Origin of the sequence: Bacteroides sp. An279, from assembly GCF_002159615.1 — a bacterium.
GTDB lineage: Bacteria > Bacteroidota > Bacteroidia > Bacteroidales > Bacteroidaceae > Phocaeicola > Phocaeicola intestinalis.
In genome coordinates this window covers 116513-135850 of record NZ_NFJA01000001.1, presented here as the reverse complement: position 1 = coordinate 135850, position 19338 = coordinate 116513, and the positions used below count along the sequence as shown (strand labels likewise).

The following is a 19338-nucleotide window of genomic DNA, read 5'->3' as shown; positions in this document are numbered from 1 at the left end:
GACGAAGAACAGGAGCGAAAAGGACCAAAAAATCGCCCAAAGCACACACGAAAACGGATACATCAAGCCAAGAAAAACTTTTTGGAGAAATTCAAAACAGCTTCTAAAATCTCAAGATGAGGGAAAATCCAGATTTTTTTTGAAATAAATCATGTCTGTAAGTACTTTTCCGTCTTCTATGATGGGATGGTCATAGTGGAGCGTGAAGAAGTCCGGTACCGTATGCGAATAGGTGAAACCACAGCTTTTGTAAAACGAGACCGTTTGTATGCTGTTTCCGGTTCCTACCATCATTGTTGTAAACTGCTTGCTGTAGAGCCGGCACAGATAGCTTATCATTTCCCGTCCGTAACCATGCCGTTGGAAAGAGGGTGCAATAGCCAGGTTTTTCAGTTCGCATACCTTGTTTCCTTCGTCTGTTACAACGGCAATGCCTATGGTATCTGTTCCGTGGTGCATGACATGCATTGTACCTCTTTCCAGGTAGCGGTCAATCATCGATTCTTGTTCGTCTGCCAGCAGCAGAAGTTCGAGGTATTGTTTCTTGTCGGTTTTTATTTCTGTTATTTCCATATTCATTACACTTGTCTACAAGGATGTCGGTTGTATGTCCGTCTTCGACAAATATAGTCAATCCGAAATAAAAAGCGAATATTTGCATACATTATTTTTCGCAAATCAATATTGTTTCGCTATAAAAGATTGAATTATGCCAATCAGGAGTTAAAAGGGAGTTATAGGTAGTTATCGCCCGCTGGTGCGAGCTGGGAGTAAGATGCCAATACCTTTTTGCGCCGCTTCTGTAGAGACGATGTGCAGAGACGATGTGCAGAGACGATGTGCACATCGTCTCTACTACGTGGCATATACAAAATGCACAAAATAAATACCGCTAACTCCTGATTCGCATGAATTCCGCAAATGGCCCATGTAGGGGTAAAATAAAAAAAGCCGGAAACATCTAATTGTGTGATGTTTCCGGCTTCCGCCTACTGGTTACTATTAATGAATTTCAATCACTTTGTTGATTCTGGCTTTTTCTTCAGGCGTGCGTTTCGGCAACTCGATGGTCAATACACCGTTGTTGACGTTGGCGTTGATTTTATCCTTTTCCACATCGTCCGGAAGAACCAATGCCTGCTGGAATTTCGTGTAAGAAAACTCACGGCGCAAGTACTTCTTGTTTTCCTTGTCCTCTTCCTTGTTTTCGGTTTTCTTTTCCATCGAGATGACCAATTCGTTGTCTTCACTCAAGTGGATGTTGAAATCCTCTTTCGTCATACCCGGAGCCGCAACTTCAACCTTATAATCTTTGTCACTTTCTATCACATTGATAGCAGGTGCCGTTGCGTTGGCCTTTACCATCCAATCGTTATCGAAAAAGTCATTGAAAATGCTCGGTAACCATTCTTGATTGTAATTTCTTCTGCTCGGTGTCATAATCTTAATCTCCTATTTTTAAGTTCTTTGTTTATCAATTCTTTTTGAACTCCCTCTGCCTTTCGGCTTCCGAAGTTCACTTACAGATGTGCAAACTCTGTGCCGCCAGACGGCATGGCTTGTTTTTTAAACTTGCGAAAACTATTTTAAACAAAATGCCTTTGCTTTTAAACTTTCGGAGAGCCGGAAGGAAGAAGTTTGTCATAAGGGATTGCCTATTTGGCAGGAAAGAAGAAAAAAAGTCAGTCGGACTTGATAGAGTGCCGGTTTTATGCTATATTTATCGGCATAAAGAGAGATGCCATGCATACGAAAGGAAAGTTTGTTTTAATCCTATTGATTATGATACATAGTATTGGAAACGCCTGTTCTTCGGGTGAAAAGCGTGTCCGTATGCCGGCGGTTGCCGGTGCTTTTTATCCGGCAAAGGCGGATACGTTGAGAAAGATGATAGTATCGTTCATGTCCGATGCTTCTTCGGTAGAGCCGGATAAGGAAGTGCAAGCGGTGATTGTTCCGCATGCCGGTTATGTTTATTCGGGTGCGATTGCATCCAAAGCCATAAAGGCAATCCCTGCGGATGCTGCCTATAAGCGGATATTCTTGCTCGGACCCAGCCATCGGGCTGCATTCGATGGCGCTTCGGTGAACGGTGCTTTCGGTAGTTATGCCACACCTTTGGGTGAAGTGCAAGTAGACAAGGAGGCATGCGATGCATTGCTGCGTGCCGATACAGTCTTTACCTATGTGCCTGAGGCGCACGTCCGTGAACATTGTCTGGAAGTTCAATTGCCCCTCTTGCAAGTACATTTGCGCGATGTCCCTCCCATCGTACCGATTATCATAGGTACGCAAGACTTGGCAAAGTTAAGAAGAATCGCCCAGGCATTGCAGCCTTATTTTACTTCGGATAATCTGTTCGTTATCAGTAGTGACTTCTCGCATTATCCTTCGTACGAGGATGCCAACCGGGTAGATAAAGCCACGGGAGAAGCGATTGAGAGCGGTTCGCTCCGGAAGTTTCTGGATGCGTTGGAGATGAATGCCCGCGAGGGTGTGCCCCAATTGTTGACCAGTGCGTGCGGGCAAAGCCCTATCGCCGTACTCCTTTCATTAATGGAGGGACGCAAGGATTTGCAAGTCAGCCATTTGGCTTATTGCAATTCGGGCGATGCCGTTTATGGAGATAAAGACAGGGTGGTGGGCTATCATGCTTTTTCGATAGTAAAGAAGGAAGAAACAGGTGCATTTGTGCTGGCAGAGGATGAGAAGGCGCAACTTTTGCAAATCGCCCGTAAAAGCATTGACTATGCACTTGCCCGACGGACGGATTTGCCCTACGATTCTACGAAAATGAGTCTTGTGTTGCAACAACATTGCGGTGCGTTCGTGACCCTTCATAAAGGAGGAAAGTTGCGGGGATGTATCGGGAATCTGGTAGGGTATAAACCGTTGTATCAGACAGTTTCTTCGATGGCACGTGCCGCCGCATTCGAAGACCCGCGCTTCTATCCCGTAGAAGAAAGCGAGATGAAAGACATTGATATCGAGATTTCGGTGCTTTCCCCTTTGCGGAAGATTCAATCCATCGATGAGTTCCAGTTGGGGCGGCATGGCATCTATATCATAAAAGGAGAGCATCGGGGTACGTTCCTTCCTCAGGTGGCAGGGGAAACGGGATGGACGAAAGAAGAATTCTTGGGGCATTGCGCACGCGATAAGGCAGGTCTGGCTTGGAACGGCTGGAAGGATGCCGACCTGTATGTGTACGAGGCGATTGTATTCGGCGAATAAAAAGGAAAATAAAACGATGCGGATGAAAGAAGCGGCTTATTATATTTCGAATCCCGACGGGACGGTGGTATGTGTGCTCTGCCCGCACCGATGCAAGATAGATGAAGCTAAGTGCGGGAGGTGCCGGAGCCGTATGAATCGGGGAGGGCACCTATATTCGTTGGCATACGCACGTATATGCGCAATGCACGCCGACCCGATGGAAAAGAAACCCTTGTTTCATTTCTTGCCGGGAGCGACTTGTTTCTCTATCGCTTCGGCGGGGTGTAACCTTTCGTGCCTGAATTGCCAGAACTGGTCTGTATCGCAGGTCTCTCCGATGGAAATCCCTTCTCAGACCTTGCTTCCCGAAGATTGTGTACGCCTGGCTAAGAAGTACGGATGCAGGGCGGTGGCATATACCTATACCGAGCCGCTTACGTATCTGGAATATGTGCGCGATTGTGCTTCGGCTTGCCAAGAGGCCGGACTGAAGAACGTGCTGGTAACGGCTGGCTATGTGAATGAAGCGCCTTTACGCGACCTTCTGCCTTTTATCGATGCCGTAAACATCGATTTGAAATCATTTTCAGACGAGGTTTACCGGAAGGTGAGCCGTGTCCGGCTCCAGCCGATATTGGACACCTTATTGGCAATGCGTGATGCCGGCGTGTGGATAGAGATAACACACCTGCTTATCCCCACTGTCAATGATAACGAACAGGATTTCCGTGCGATGTGCCGCTGGCTGGTGACGAACGGCTTTGCGGACTCTCCTTTGCACATCAGCCGCTTTTTCCCTCGTTATCGTTTGCAGCAGCTTGAGCCTACTCCGTTGGAAACGTTGCTTGCTGCAAAGCAGATAGCAGAAGAGGAAGGGCTGCGTTTTGTCTATATCGGTAATACTTCTTTGCCAGATGTGGGGAATACTTATTGTCCGAGATGTGGCAAACGGCTTGTGAGACGTGAAGGGTATTGTGTCTCACAAGCAGGTTTTGTCGGCGTATGCCCGTTTTGCGGAACCAGTATTCCGGGGCAGTGGAGTTGAGGGAGCAGTTCATGAGCGTTATCTTTACGGTCTGCAGCGTGTACGTCATTCGTTTTGTCCGCTTTTTACTTTTTTCAAGTATTCGGAAGGCAGCATTCCATATTCTTCCTTGAAGCACTGGCGGAAGTAAACGGTACTGTTGATGCCTACTTTAAAGGCTATTTCTGAAATGCTGTATTTCCCTTCGAGCAGCAGTTTTTCAGCAAGCTGCATCTTTATTTTCCGGATAAATTCATTGGTAGACATTCCGGTCAACGCCTTTACTTTGCGATATAGTGTAGAGTTGCTCATGCAGAGGTGACTGGATAGAAAACTGATATCGATTGTTTCTGTCGATGAGAGGTTTTCAGTAATTACATGAGTCAGATTGTCGAGAAATTCTTTGTCGAGCTTATTCAATGAATCAGTCAGGATGCTATGTTTCTCTTCGATGTCTTTTTCTGGGGAAATCGGACTTGAAGCTGTAATATAGCGTTCAGATAATCGCCTGCGTTGAGCCAATAGGTTATTGATGCGGCTGTGGAGCAGGCTGGCACTGAACGGTTTGGTCAAGTATGAATCGGCTCCCGACAGATAACCTTCCTCTTTGTCAGCAAGTGTATCTTTAGCTGTAAGCAGGATGATGGGGATGTGGCTGGTACGTATATCCTTTTTCAGCGCTTTACATAATGCGGTTCCGTCCATGACGGGCATCATGATGTCGCTTACAATAATGTCGGGAATATATTCTATAGCTGCTTCTACACCTTCTTTTCCGTTGGTGGCTGTTTTTACCTCGTAAAGGTCGGTAAACGAATCGACCATGTAGTCGAGGATATCTTTGTTGTCTTCTACGATTAGGATGACGGGGCGCATGCTGTCTGCTGTTTCTTGCGATTCTTGGACAGGCAAAGCTTGGGGAGCTGCAGTTTCTTTCTCTTCTGTGGTAAGGTCGCGGTGAAGTGCCGAAGGATAATTGTTGGTTGCCACAATCCGTACGACAAAGGTGGTTCCTTCATTGAGCTTGCTATGGGCTTCGATGCTTCCTTCATGCAAAGCAACGAGATTTTTCACTAATGCCAGTCCGATGCCCGTCCCAGAAGCTTGATGTATGCTTCCCTCCTGGTAATAGCGGTCGAAAATGTGTTGCAACGCTTCGGGGCTTATGCCGTATCCGGTGTCTTGTACACTCAGTTCCAGATAGCGTACGTTTTGTTTGTCCGTCCAGTGTGCACTTATTGTAATTTGTCCTTTTTCGGTATATTTCAGTGCATTGCTGATAAGGTTGTCGAGGATAATGGTCATGGCTTCTTTGTCGAAATACAGAATCATTTCTTCGGCATCGGTATGGATTTGTATCTTTATTTGTGAATTTTTGTTCAGTTCTTTGTATTTGAGTCCTATTTCGTACACCAGTGCGGCAATGTTTTCGCGGCACACACACAGTTTTTTATTTTGTGTTTCAGTCTTGCGGAATTCCAGTATTTGGTTGACTAACTCCAGTAGTCTGATAGCACTTTGATGGATGACAGCGATGCGGTGTCTGTCCTTACGGGTCAGTGTATGGCTTCCCATCATGTCTTCCAGCGGACCGATAATAAGCGTAAGCGGTGTACGCAATTCATGAGTAATATTGGTGAAAAAGCGCAGTCTTTCGTCATTGAGATGCTGTTCTTGCTCGTGGTTCCATTTTTCTGATTCGTACAGGTATTCCAGATTAAGTCGTCGTTTGTAAGTTTCCAAAAGGATAAATAGCAGGGTAAGTCCGATAACGACATATGCCAGTTTGGCTATCCATGACAGCCAGAAAGGCGGTTCGATGTTGATGGATAAATTCGTTGTCTTATCCGACCATTTTTGATTGCGGATACGGGTCTTGACCATCAGTTCATACTTGCCGTAAGGAACGTCTCTGAATGTAATGTTATTCATATCGGATATATACCATGAATCGCTGAGCCCTTTCAGCATATAGGCATATTCGACTTGTCCTTCCAGCGCATAGTCAGGCACACTGAAAGCAATTTTAAAGTTGTTTTGTTTATGTTCCAGTTCGATATGGTCACAATTGGCGAGAGGATAGGTTTGCCCATTGCTTTCGGCCAAAGGAAACGGAGTCAGGACGGTTATTTTCATGAAGAAAGCCTTGGGAGCTTCTTTGGGAGACAACACTTGTTCGGGAGCGAAATAACAAAGTCCGTTGGTAGAGCCAAAATACAGGTTTCCTTTGTTGTCTTTGCATACACTTCCGGTAGTGAAACTGGCAAGGGGAATATTGTCTTTGTGATTGTAGTTATAGAATTGTTTTTCTTCCTGTTTGAAACAGGAGATGCCTTTATTGGTGCTGAACCAGATGTTGCCGGCATGGTCTTCGGTTATGGCTCGGATGTGGGTGTTGTCAAGTCCTTCGGTGCGTTGGTATTCTTGATAATCCAGGCTTTTCGGGGGAAAACATACCAGGCCGTCACCTGTGGCTATCCATACGTTACGTCGGGTGTCTTCATATATGTCGTTGACGGTATTGGATGGAAAGCCTGCGTATGTATCGAAAGTGTGTATCAGTTTTAAGTCTTGTGAATAAAGGAAGAGACCTCCTCCAAAAGTTCCTACCCAAATACGTCCTTGGGTATCTTTGATGACATCTCTTACTAAATTTTCGGGGATGTCTATGTGCTTGACAATCTTTTTGGAAGTCCGGTCTATCTGATATATTCCGTTACTGCTGCTTATCCACATCAGTCCGTTTCTGTCTTCGAAAAAGGAACGTACATCTGTTGTGCTCAGTTCTTGTGGAAACAGTTGGCGGAATGACTGTTTCTGGCTATCGAAATACATGATGCCTTTGCGGAAAAGTCCGAACCACAGATTGCCTTCCGAATCACAAAGAGCTGTCTGTATGGAATTTCCACTAAGATTTCCATTGTGAACCGTATAAGTGGCGGTACGTCGTCCATTCTCCAGTACGTTGATTCCTCCTCCGTCGGTTCCTATCCATAACCGATTGTGTTGGTCTATACATACGGCACTGGCTATGCGGGCATTCAGGTTGCTTCCAGGCATGTCTTGCGAATAGCAATAAGTATTGAATAATGTAGCGTCATTGTTGAGGAAGTTGACACCTCCGCCCCAAAGTCCTACCCAAATGTTGTTATTAGAGTCCTGAAAGATACTGCGTACGCTTGAGTTGCTAAGGCTGTACTCATCGTTACCTTCACGGATGTGGCGATAACTGAGGTCTTCTGGTGATGAAAAGAAGCGTTGTGACAAGTCAATAATGGCTATGCCTCCGAATTCAGTAGCTATCCAGAGTTGTTTGTCGTTCAGTTGGCAGATATCAAAAATATTGTATGAAAGCAGGCTGCCTGACGTACCGAAATTCAAAAAATTTTTTTCTTCGGGATTAAACAGTGCCAATCCTTTATCTGTGCCTACCCAGATATCTCCGCTTTGGTCTTGATAAATACATTTCACTTCGTTGCCGGGCAGGGAGGTAGGATCGTTTTCATCATGTCTGAAATTTTCCACCTGTTTGGTCTTGAGTGAGAGGATACTCATACCTTCATATCTGTGTCCGATATATAAATTGCCTTTGCCGTCTTCTGTAGCAGTCCAAATATGGTTACCTGGCAATTGGGGTACAGTTGTCCGATTGTAATGAGTAAATGTGCCTGTTTTTTTGTCCAAATAATCAATGCCTTTCCAGTAAGTGGTTATCCATAAGTTTCCGTCTTTTGCCGGATAGATGCCTGTCACGTCATCGGTAGCAAGGCTGTTCGGGTTGTTGCTATCGTGCCGGTAAATGGTAAACGTATCATCCTTGTAATCGAATGCATTCAAGCCTGCCCGTTGGGTGCCTATCCACAGTATGTTTTCTTCCGGATCGTCTAACAGACAGTTCAGTTCATTTCCTGTTATCCCTTGTTCGTTGTTTTCTGTCTTGTAATATGTAGTGAAAGTGGTTCCTTCCAGTTTATTCAGTCCTTCTTCCGTAGCAAACCAAAGGTAACCATTCTTGTCTTCCGCAATATCGATGACAAAATTGTTGGACAATCCTTTTTCCATTCCCAGACGTTTGATGGTGTAGGTTTGCGACCAACAATTGAAAGCGTTCAGCAAACAGATGATAAATAGGAAATGTTTCATGTGGTTGTATGTTTTTTCAGTTGGCAAGGTTGCAGTTGACAAGGTCTTTGAATAGATAAAGCGGATGTTTCCTTACTCTTCAAAAACCCTGTCAACTGAAAAAGTTATTCGGCTTTCAAGGTTACTTCTGTACCTTTCAATAATGGAGATGTAAACTTGACACGGATTTCACCTTTTTCGCCTGTTGTCTGGATGTAGGCAAGCAGACGTCCGTGGTACACCCGTTGGCGGTTGTCGGTATAGTCGCCCATGTCGCTGTTGTCCGAGTTTTCCAGTCCCAACAATTTTGCGGGACCTTCGATGTGGCAGGTGATGTTGTTGTCTCCCAGTTTCACTACCGTACCTTTCTCGTCTACCACTTCCACCGTGATGTGTGCGATGGTTTTGCCGGATGAAAGGGTATCACAGTCTGCGCTTGCCCGGATGGCATACGGACGTCCCGATGAAGTGATGGAATAGTTGGAAAGAACATTCCCGTTCGTGTCACAGCCTTCCACTTTCAGTTCGCCTGCCTGATACGGAATGTCCCAATAGATAATGCCGCTCTTGTCATCATAGGGTTTCATCTTGCCTATTTCTTTCCCGTCCAGTAACAGGCGGGCTTGCGGGGCGTTGGTGTAGCATACCACACGAATCAGTTGTCCCGGCTCATAATTCCAGATATCCCATGCATCTTGTGAAAGCCAGTCTTGTCCTTCCTTTATCGGATAGGTGCCGATATAGGTCACCGGGTGTTCGCACCACAAGGAAGCGCGGAAGTGTCCGCGCGGTTTCGGGAAACTGCCGAAATCCAGCAATCCGGTATATAAGCCGCGTGAAGGCCAGCGTCCGGCTTCACCCAAGTAATCGGTTCCTGTCCAGATAAATTGTCCGAAGATAAAATCTTTGTCGCGCACGGCAAGCCAAGCGTCAAAGCCTACGCCTGTTTCGCTGCCGTAGATGATACGGTCGGGATAGGTGGCATGGTCTTCGTCGTAACGGTTTTCTGTATAGTTGTATCCTACTACGTCTACAGCCTCCGGATATTCCGTTTGATTGGACATGACTACTCCTGCCAAAGCTCCGGTGACAGGACGTGATGTATCTATCTTACGTACGCAGGCAGCCAGGCGTTTGGCTATCTTACCGATACGCATGGCATCGGGGGCATCGGGCTTGTAGCCGCCGAACATCGGTTGGTTAATGGTAGTCCCGTCAAGAATCGGGTGTGAATAGGGGTCGTTCGGGTAGTCCACTTCGTTGCCGATACTCCATAAGAAGATGCAAGGATGGTTGCGGTCGCGGCGCACCATATCGGTTACGTCACGTTCAATCCATTCTTCAAAGAAATCAAAGGAACCGTCAAAGCTGGGTTCGCCTACATTCCAGCCTTGCACCCATTTGCGTTTCGGAAATTCCCATTCATCCGAAGCTTCATCCATGACAAGGAATCCCATTTCGTCGCACAAGTCGTAGAGTACAGGTGCTTGTGGGTTGTGGCTCATGCGGATGGCGTTAACGCCGATGGCTTTCAGGTTTTGCAGGCGGCGTTTCCATACTTCTTCCGGCACTACGGCTCCCAGTACGCCGGCATCATGATGCAGGCAGACACCTTTTACTTTCATCCATTCGCCGTTCAGGGCAAATCCTTTGTTGGGGTCGAATTGCAGGGTCCGCAGTCCGACACGGGTTTCACTTTCATCTATTTTCGTTCCGTTTTGATAAAGTCCGGTCTTTAGCGTGTAGAGATAAGGTGCGTCCAGGTTCCAACGGTGCGGTTTTGATAGTTTCAGGTTGACATTTTGTATGGAGATGCCTTTTTTCACGTCTTTTATTTTTGCCTGTTGTTGGGCTACCAGTTTCCCTTCTGCATCATAAAGCATCGCTTTTACCTCCAGTTTTCCACTGACATCGCTGTGCTTCTCCACTTTCATATTTACGGCTATAACCGCACGCTTGTCGGTAAGGGAAGTCGCTTGCCATCCTACACCCCATTGTGCAAAATGGGTTTCGGGAGCAGCAATCATCCATACATCGCGGTAAATGCCCGAGCCTGTGTACCAGCGCGAGTCGGCGTAACGGCTGTGGTCGATGCGTACGGCCAATACGTTTTCTCCTTCCTTTAAATAAGGAGTCATATCATACATAAATGAAATGTATCCGTTCGGGCGTTTTCCCAGCAGGTGTCCGTTCAGATAGACTTCGCTCCGGTTGTATGCTCCTTCGAAGTAGATGTAATGCCGCGGAGCATCATCGGTTATCTGGAAATGCTTCCGGTACCAGCCGATACCTCCAGGCAGATAGCCTGTGCAGCTGGCAAGAGTCGGAGAGGCTTGTCCTTCTATCGACCAGTCGTGCGGCAGGTCAAGTTTGCGCCACTTGCTGTCATCGTAATCGGTTTGCAGGCTGAGTGAATCGTCTTTCAAGTTGAACAGCCAGCCTTCATTAAAGTTTTCGGCTTTACCGAAAGATACTTGCGCCTTTGCCGGAATGCATATCAGGCATACCAACAGGCATAACAGGGTATAAGTAAGTTTGTTTCTCATCGTTTGGATTTTTGTTATATATAATAATAGGTTTAGAAGCTGTTTTGAATTTCTCCAAAAAGTTTTTCTTGTCTTGATGTATCCGTTTTCGTGTGTGCTTTGGGCGATTTTTTGGTCCTTTTCGCTCCTGTTCTTCGTCAGATAGCCCGCTATCTTCTTCATCACAGAAGCGAAAATGCCTCAAAAACTCATCCCAAATCATCACACGATAAATTCAAAACAGCTTCTTAAAGGTACAAACTTTATTTCAATGTATATACCACAGTGGTTACACTTTCCGCATCCAATATTACTTTTTCATCTGTTGCGTAGTTTTTTTCTTTCAGGTTCTTGTCTTGTGTGGTAGTGTAAGTGGTAATGGAAGCTACATCGCCGTTCCAGCCTTCCCGGGTTTCGTTCAGCCGGACACCTTTGTCAGAATAATTGGTATAGACGGCTACTATCTCATCAGCTTCGGGCGATATCCATGCCGAACCGAAGAAGTTCATAGATTCGCTTAGTTCCATGGCAATGCGGCGGTATCCCGGACGGATGAAGCGGCTATAGTTGCCCAATACCCAAAGGGTAGGCATGGCTTCGTAACTTCCTCCATTGCGCAATAGTCCCGTATCACCTCCGTCACCGGTCCAGCCGTTCGGCACCAATGAGATAAGCAGGAAACGGTCTTTTTGTCCCCATTGCGAGATATCCATTGAAGTCCAATAACTCCATGAAGTCACTCCAGCTACAGTCAAGTCGTTGTGAATGACACGCGACATATAGAGGGCGATATCCATGGTTGTAGCAGTGTCGTAACTTCCAAATTCAGTAGAACTGTAGTTGTCTCCCAGCATACTCCATTCGGTTTGCCATACTTCCAGTCCGTATTGGGCTGCCGCTTGTGCCATGCGTTGGCGGGTATTGCGCATACCGTCCCAAGTACCGTCAGTCCAATAACTGTGTCCGCCGATTAATTTCTTTACGTGGCTCAGGTCGCCGATGTAAGCCGATGAGCTTGGTTCGTAGAAAGCTTCCAATACTTTGCTGCGGTTCTCGTCGTCTTTGATTGTATAAAGATAGGTCCATTCGGCTGCTTCTCCGGGTAAGATGTCGGTGGAAAGGCTGTGCTCCGTCAGTGCTTTATCCAATTCACGTATCAGGCGTGCGGCTTCATCGTTTGTCCATGGACTTCCTTCCTGTCCGCCGTCGTTCCAACTGAATTGCGGTTCATTGATGGGGGAGATATGCGTGATGTTGTATCCTTCGCTTTGATAATGTGCGGCTACGTCTGCCATGTAGTTGGCAAAGTCGTCGTAGCAGTCTTCTTTCAGGTTCGATTTGTTTCCTTCCGATGAGAATCCCTTGCCGTTTTTCGTATGTTGCACGGGCGGAGTATTGCTGAACAATACAAATTGGTCGCAACCCAATTCTTTTGCCTGTTCCATGAAATAGCGTTGTCCTTCGCAACGGGTCCAGTCTAAAGTCAAGTCATCATTCAGGTATGATTCGGCACGGCGTGAAACATTTGAAATGCCGCTGTCGTCTCCTTGTTCCATGCTTCCGCCTCCCATATTGACGCGCCACATCGAGAGTCCGATGCCTTTGGGCTGTCCGTCGGCAATTTCAGAAGAGAAGAGCAGTTCGGCAATTTCATTCCGGTTGTTCGTCCAATATTTGCCTACGAATGCAGGAGCCCAGCAGTCGGATGCGGCAAAGCCTTTTATGGTTTGAAAGGTTTGTCCGGCATCAATGGTCACTGTTTTCGTAACGCTTGCCGTTGGAGTGTCTTGTCCTCCTTCCTCTTCTTGGGGCGGAGTGGTTTCGGCATCGCTGCACGCAGAAAAATTGAATAAGAGGATTGAAAAGAGAAGTTGTTTGAGTTTCATGATACGTTTTTTTATTAAAATAAAATGCCGCGGATAATCGGCAGGACTACCCGCGGCGTATAATATAATGTTAGAGATTAGTTTCTGTATAAATTAGGTCTATACTTTAACTTTATTTATCGGAATCAGCAGCATGAAGTCTTTTTATTCTCCGTATACTTCTATGTCCGATGTATGATTTGAAATAATATTTATTACCTATTGAAAATGAATATAGATATCTTTAATTAGTGTAGGGAAGAGATTCCGCCCTACACTAATTGATATTTATAAAATCAATTCCATCCAGGATTTTGTGTGATTGAACCGTTTGACATAGTTATTTCATACAATGGAATTGGGAATACAAGGTCACGGTTTACATCAAATGTAATACCTTTATTGCTATTTTCACCTTGGTTTTCCCACTCGTAACGGTCACGGGTAGCTTCATTCATATTCCATTGTACAAAAGTTCCGTTCGGACCCAAAATGCTGGCGATAACTGGTTGACCGCTATCGTCTTTCCAGCGGCGGATATCATACAAACGGTTTTGTTCAAATGCAAGTTCCAAACGGCGTTCTAGACGGATAGCATCACGAAGTTGATGTCCCGTAGCTGTAACCTCTGGTAAATGAACACGATTACGGACTTCATTCAAAGCATTTTGTGCTTCACTATCTTGTCCTAATTCATTGCAAGCTTCAGCGTACATCAACAAAACATCGGCATAACGCAAGATGCGGTGATCCAAAGGAATTTTGTCGATATTATATACTGCCGGTCGTTTGTTGTATGGAACAAAATATTTACGGATAATACGTGCTGACTTATGTTGTGCCGGGTCAATGATGTAACAGTTTTCGTCCCAACCGTATTGTTCGATGTATTTGTCGTAATTAGCCATTTCTTTACTATTCTGTACGAACACATCAAAATTATCTTCACCAGCGATTTCTGTACAACCTGTCTTGATGATTGTCCATTTCAAACGTTCTGTATCGCCTGCATCAATATAGGCTTGTTCCAAATTTGCTGTAGGTTGGCACCAACTCCATCCGTCACCGGGACCGTTACGTGCTCCAGTAACTACGGTTAACGCACCGCCTAAAGCAAGTGTTTCATGGTAGGCATATTGTACTTCGAACAGACTTTCTTCGTTGTTGTTCTTATCAATGCTCCATACATCTCCGAAGTTTTCCATCAATTTATATTGCTTACTGTCAATAACGGTTTTTAACACATCATGTGCTTCCTGCCATTTTTCTTGATATAAATACACTTTTCCTAACAAACCTAGAGCGGCGCCACGAGTAGCGCGTCCAACTTCTGATTCACTACGTTCTGGCAATATTTCCGCAGCAGCTAACAAATCTTTTTCTACAAATGCATAAACTTCTTCAGTTGAAGCGCGGGTAATACCCTGTACATCTTCCGGATTAGCAAAAGTGGTTATTAAAGGTACTCCGCCAAAGTTTCTTACTAATTCAAAGTAAAAATACCCACGTAAGAAACGAGCCTCGGCAACTAACTGATTTTGTCTTTCTTTATTCACTAAATCCATTTGACTGATATATTCGATAGCTGTATTACAGCGAAGGATAGCTTTGTAACGGTATTGCCAAAAGTTAGAAATAGGACCGTTGCTGGCACCGCTACCTTGGTAGTGCGCTAATGAGACATAATCGCTTTGACTTTGGGTGGTATTCCCCATCCATGCATCATCGCTACACATTTCAGAGAGTAACCAAACGGTGTTGATGTTCCACCAACCGCCACAGGTGATGTCTTGATAACATCCGACGATATACGCTTCACAATCTTCTATATCAGTGAAGTAGGTTTCCAAGTTTTGTTGTCCGCGTATTTCTTCGGTCAAGAAGTCTTCACATGAGGTGAAAAGCAGCGTAACAACTAAGGTTAATATAGTAAGTAAATGTTTCATAATGTCTAATGATTAAAATTTAAAATCAATACCGAACAAGAAGGTACGCGGGCTTGGGTAAGCCGTATTGTCAATACCTGTTTCGATTACACTACCATCCAATGCCGGACGTTCAGGGTCCATACCCGAATAACCGGTAATCGTAAATGGATTCTGTGCAGAGAACGAGATACGCAAGTCTGTATCACCTACCCATTTTTTCGGTAAGGTATAACCGATTTGCATCAGTTTACAACGCATATACGAACCGTCTTCTACATAGAAACTGGATACACGTTCGTAGTTTTGACTTACATCGTTGTATGTCAAGCGAGGAATGTCATTGCTGGTTCCTTCTCCGTGCCATGCTTTTTCTAAAGTGCCTGCCCAAACATTCTGTCCGTTTATACCAGAATACATGCCTTTTGTCTTGTTGAAGATATCGTTGCCGAAGGTTCCATAGAAGTTGGCTGTAAAGTCGATATTTTTGTAACGTAAGCCGATGTTAATACCCATCATCAAATCGGGATAGGGATTACCGATAAAGGTTTTATCGTTTGCATCTAATATACCGTCATGGTTCAAGTCTTTAAAACGGATGTCACCCGGTTTTGCATTCGGCTGAATAAGTGTTCCGTGTTCATCGGCATGGGCATTGATTTCTTCCTGATTTTGGAAAATACCGTCTGCTACGTATCCATAGAAACGAGAGATTAATCCACCGTCTACGTTGCTGATAATTTGGTCGCTGTTAAATCCTCCGGTATAAATCGGTCCGTCGCCTGAGAACTTGATGGCTTTGTTGCGTACTGCTGATAAGTTGATACCAATGTCATACGAGAAGTCCTTACCGATTTGGTCGCGCCAACTCAAGCCTAATTCCCAACCGGTCGCTTTCATGCTGCCAATATTCATCCATACTGTATTGTTCCAGCTAGGGTAACCGATAGCGTGGATATTTTGTTTCTGGTACAACATATCCATTGACTTCTTCTGGAAGTATTCGAAAGTAACCCCTAAACGGGATTGCAACAATGACATATCTACGCCTACGTTCCAATCTTCCACGGTTTCCCATTTCAGGTTATTGTTTCCGACACTTGAAATGAAATATCCGTTGGTTAAAGTCTCGCCATACATGTAATATGTTTGTTCTAACAGAGTTAAGGTTGCATCATTATTGATATTTTGATTACCTACACGTCCCCAACCCCCACGGAGTTTCAAATCGCTGAAGATTTCCTGATCTTGCATGAACTCTTCGCTGGTGATACGCCATGATGCAGATACAGAGGGGAAAATCGCATATTTATTACCTTTGGGGAAGCGGGAAGAACCATCGGCACGGATTGATGCAGAGATGTAGTAACGATTGTCGTAGTTATACATCACACGTCCCAAGAAAGAGACCAATGTGTTATATTTTGTATTTCCGTCTGCCCATGCAGTCGCTTCAGTACCGGCATGTACTTCTTGCATTACGTCCATATTACTTGGAGTGTCATCGCGTCTTGCGACAGAAGTATATTCAGCAAAACGTTCAGCCGTGAAACCTGCCATAACATTCAGGTTGTGTTTTTCTGCAAATGTATCAATATATGTAGCTGTATTTGTCCAGTTCCAGTCCAGCCATTCTGTCATGTCGCGTTCAGCACGGCTTAATGTCTGTTGCTCCAATGCATTTATGAAGAATTGCGGGGTGAAAGTGTCTGAACGGCGGAAATGTGCGTTGGCACCAAACTGTGTACGCAGCGACAGCTTTTCTATCGGGTTAATTTGCAAATAGGTATTCAAGATTGCACCCATTTCGCGTGAATGTGCATTTTGTCGTGCAATCGAACCTGCAGGATTCCAAGTTTGGTTGTTGTACGAACGTTCGTAGTTGTTGAACTCATTGTCTTCCCATTCCGATTCGGGACGGAATACGGGCGTTGTCGGGTCCATTGACATAGCAGACGAAAACTGTACCGAAGTGTCATCCCATGATTCTACACGCGGGGCAACATCGAATCCTACCTTTACATATTTATTAAAGGTATATTCGGTATTTAAACGGGCATTTAGTTTGTCCCAGTAGCCGACATCAAATTGAGAGTTGGTACGATAGTATCCCAAACTCAAGTTATAGACTAACTTATCGTTACCGCCTGATATGCTGAGGGCGTAATTTTGTGTTAAGGCAGTCTTGTTGACTACGGTATCCCACCAGTCTGTTCCGCCCGGATTGGTTGTTGCACCTGTATCATTCCACATTGGGTCTCGGTCAATATTAGCATTGGCTTGCAAGAATACTTCTTTATATTCAGCAGCATCTGCTACTTTCGGTTTAGAAATAGTTTGAAAACCGACAGACGCTGTAAAGTTTACACGGGTTTGTCCGGATTTTCCTTTCTTAGTAGTAATCAAGATGACACCGTTAGAACCACGTGTACCGTAAATAGCGGCTGCAGAAGCATCTTTCAATACTTGCATCGATTCAATATCGTTGCTGTTCAAGAAATTGATATTTCCGCTAATCGGCATACCATCTACTACGTAGAGCGGGTCGGAACCATTAACGGTGGTTACACCACGAATCAATACTTTCGGAGTTGTACCCGGTCCACCACCGCTGGCTACCTGTACACCGTTTACTTTACCTTGTAAGGCATCCATGGCGTTACCTGTAACGGTCTCGGTGATTTCTTCGCCTTTTACAGTAGAAATAGAACTGGTTAAATCGCTTTTCTTTACAGCACCATAACCAATGACTACAACTTCATCCAATAATTCAGTTGCTTCTTTCATTACCAAGTTAATGGTAGTTTTTCCGTTAACCGGTATTTCTTGGGTTTCGTAACCAATAGAGGAGAATACCAATACAGCGTCCGAAGGAACATTGTCTAACATATAGTCACCGTCCAATCCTGTAATGGTACCTGTAGTCGTACCTTTAATCTGTACCGTGGCTCCAATCAGTCCCAATTGGTCTGCTGCTGAGGTCACAATACCTTTCACCGTAATCTGTTGTGCAAAACCGCATACGGATAGCAGCAACAGACATGCAATCAATAGTTGTTTTCTCATATTAGAAATTGTTTGGTTAATTATTCTCTTACTAATTTAGCTCGTCCTAAGTGTGAATCGAAGTAGAAACGATAGGTTCCGCCTGTTGTTACAGTCGGCTTCGACCATACATCTTGTCCGGTAGTAGGTCCTGTGTAAGCAGGATTCTTCGATGCACTTTGAGTATAATAACTGAATACATCAAGGTCTGTTTCACTGATACTACACCATCTTACGGCATTCCACCATTGATCTGTATGGTAGTTGTGGATGATAAAGTTCATTTGTTCTCCAGAAGCTAGCTCCATAGGTTCACTGTAGAATAAGTGCGGATTAGTTTCATCTTGAATAAATGATTTCACTCCTGTCGGATTATCCGAAGTTAAGCCGAATGTGAACGGAATGAATGTTGTGCCATCACCCCACAAGTCGAAGCATTCTTCACCATACGTCATGTCTGTACCCCACGGGTCTTGAGCTTCTTCTACAGAATAAGTTCCTTCGATTTCGTAAGTTAAATCCCAAATGTTGATATTAATAGTATAGTAAACGTTTGCTTGGTCTAATACCAATGGTTGCACTAAGTTCGGGTCGTTAGTCAATGCAGTATTGTCTTCCGAATTGATACCGTAACGTACGGAGAAGCTGGTCGGAGTAGGGATGAAGTAAACTTCTGTACCTGCTTCAGCGTTGTAGTAAATAGCCTGATATTGGTATTCTCCTGTATGGTTAATGCACATCGGTACACCGAATACGTCACTGTTTAGTTCGGCTTCGGTAGCTACATCGGCTATATACATTTTATCGTAATCCATCACATCAGTTACGCGGATAGTAGCGTTGCGTGTTACTATATTACCGATAGTATCGGCTAAAGCTACAGTATATGCGTAGTCATGGATTTCAGCGGGGAAAGATACGCTTTCTGTATGTTCTCCCGTAGTTTTCATTCCTAAGTCAATACGTTTTGGGAAACCTTCTATGCCTTCGATATTAAGTTCCAAATAATCCAGACCGCGGTCATCGCTTAACGAGAAATTCAAGTCTAGAGTAGGAGTTTCCCCTTCGCGCAAAATTACAGGTACAATGCTACCTTCATCGGGAGCACCTGAAACGAATACAGGATTTTCAAAATCGCCGTCTAATGTAACTTTGATGTCTTGTGATACAGAACGCCCGCCTACATCGGTAATAGTAACCTTTACAATATAAAGGTCACCGATTTCTGTGGCAGGCATGTCGAAGTTATAACTCAAGTCATACTCTGTTTTAGGCTCACCATAGATTTCAATTAAATCAATGGTTTTGTTCAGATACAAGTCTGCACATTGCAATTGGATAGTAGCAATACCGTCCGCATCTGTCAATGTGCCTTCAATGGTAAATGTACGTCCTGCGGCTGTTTGAATATGCAAAGTGTTCATTTCAGCAACAGGCGTTTGTCCGTCTACATCAGGATAAGTGTCATCATCACTACATCCCGTCACACATAGGCTCATTGGTAAGAGTGCCCATAGTGCCAGATTTAAGAAATGTTTCTTCATGCGATTTATTTTAAAGTTAATTACGTTTGCAAATATAGAGAAATCATAAATTAAAACAAATCTTTAATCGTG

11 protein-coding genes are annotated in these 19338 nt (G+C 44.6%); 2 read left to right on the top strand and 9 right to left on the bottom strand.

The features are described 5' to 3' along the window. Positions 1-111: 111 nt before the first annotated feature. The gene (locus B5F78_RS00575; RefSeq protein WP_204430162.1) at positions 112-579 is read right to left on the bottom strand and encodes a GNAT family N-acetyltransferase; all 468 of its coding nucleotides are present in this window, start codon (positions 577-579) and stop codon (positions 112-114) included. A 423-nt stretch (positions 580-1002) separates the two neighbouring features. Further along, positions 1003-1440 carry an Hsp20/alpha crystallin family protein gene (locus tag B5F78_RS00570; RefSeq protein ID WP_087405667.1) on the bottom strand — a complete coding sequence of 146 codons (438 nt, stop codon included), beginning with the start codon at positions 1438-1440 and terminating at the stop codon, positions 1003-1005. 342 nt (positions 1441-1782) lie between these two features. Here B5F78_RS00570 and amrB point away from each other — a divergent pair, with 342 nt between their 5' ends. Beyond that, positions 1783-3234 (top strand): AmmeMemoRadiSam system protein B, encoded by a 1452-nt coding sequence (gene amrB / locus B5F78_RS00565; RefSeq protein WP_239473482.1) that lies wholly within the window; start codon positions 1783-1785, stop codon positions 3232-3234. A gap of 22 nt (positions 3235-3256) precedes the next feature. Continuing rightward, positions 3257-4261 (top strand): AmmeMemoRadiSam system radical SAM enzyme, encoded by a 1005-nt coding sequence (gene amrS, locus B5F78_RS00560; protein WP_087405672.1) that lies wholly within the window; start codon positions 3257-3259, stop codon positions 4259-4261. Positions 4262-4306: 45 nt separating this feature from the next. Here amrS and B5F78_RS00555 read toward each other — a convergent pair whose 3' ends face one another. From B5F78_RS00555 to B5F78_RS00530, 7 genes are all read right to left on the bottom strand, one after another. Next, positions 4307-8383 (bottom strand): hybrid sensor histidine kinase/response regulator transcription factor, encoded by a 4077-nt coding sequence (locus B5F78_RS00555; protein ID WP_087405666.1) that lies wholly within the window; start codon positions 8381-8383, stop codon positions 4307-4309. A gap of 104 nt (positions 8384-8487) precedes the next feature. Further along, positions 8488-10908: a sugar-binding domain-containing protein gene (locus B5F78_RS00550; RefSeq protein WP_087405665.1), complete on the bottom strand. Its 2421-nt coding sequence runs from the start codon at positions 10906-10908 to the stop codon at positions 8488-8490. Then, a complete protein-coding gene (locus tag B5F78_RS16710; RefSeq protein ID WP_140399963.1) occupies positions 10823-11110 on the bottom strand; it encodes a hypothetical protein in 288 nt (95 codons plus the stop codon). The genes B5F78_RS00550 and B5F78_RS16710 overlap by 86 nt, the downstream gene beginning before the upstream one ends. Before the next feature lie 40 nt (positions 11111-11150). Then, a complete protein-coding gene (locus tag B5F78_RS00545; RefSeq protein ID WP_087405664.1) occupies positions 11151-12773 on the bottom strand; it encodes a glycoside hydrolase in 1623 nt (540 codons plus the stop codon). A 275-nt stretch (positions 12774-13048) separates the two neighbouring features. Continuing rightward, on the bottom strand, positions 13049-14698 hold the full coding sequence (locus B5F78_RS00540; protein ID WP_087405663.1) for a RagB/SusD family nutrient uptake outer membrane protein: 1650 nt from the start codon (positions 14696-14698) through the stop codon (positions 13049-13051). 12 nt (positions 14699-14710) lie between these two features. Continuing rightward, a complete protein-coding gene (locus B5F78_RS00535; protein ID WP_087405662.1) occupies positions 14711-17743 on the bottom strand; it encodes a SusC/RagA family TonB-linked outer membrane protein in 3033 nt (1010 codons plus the stop codon). Between the two features lie 20 nt (positions 17744-17763). Next, a complete protein-coding gene (locus B5F78_RS00530; RefSeq protein WP_087405661.1) occupies positions 17764-19266 on the bottom strand; it encodes a hypothetical protein in 1503 nt (500 codons plus the stop codon). Between the last annotated feature and the right edge of the window lie 72 nt (positions 19267-19338).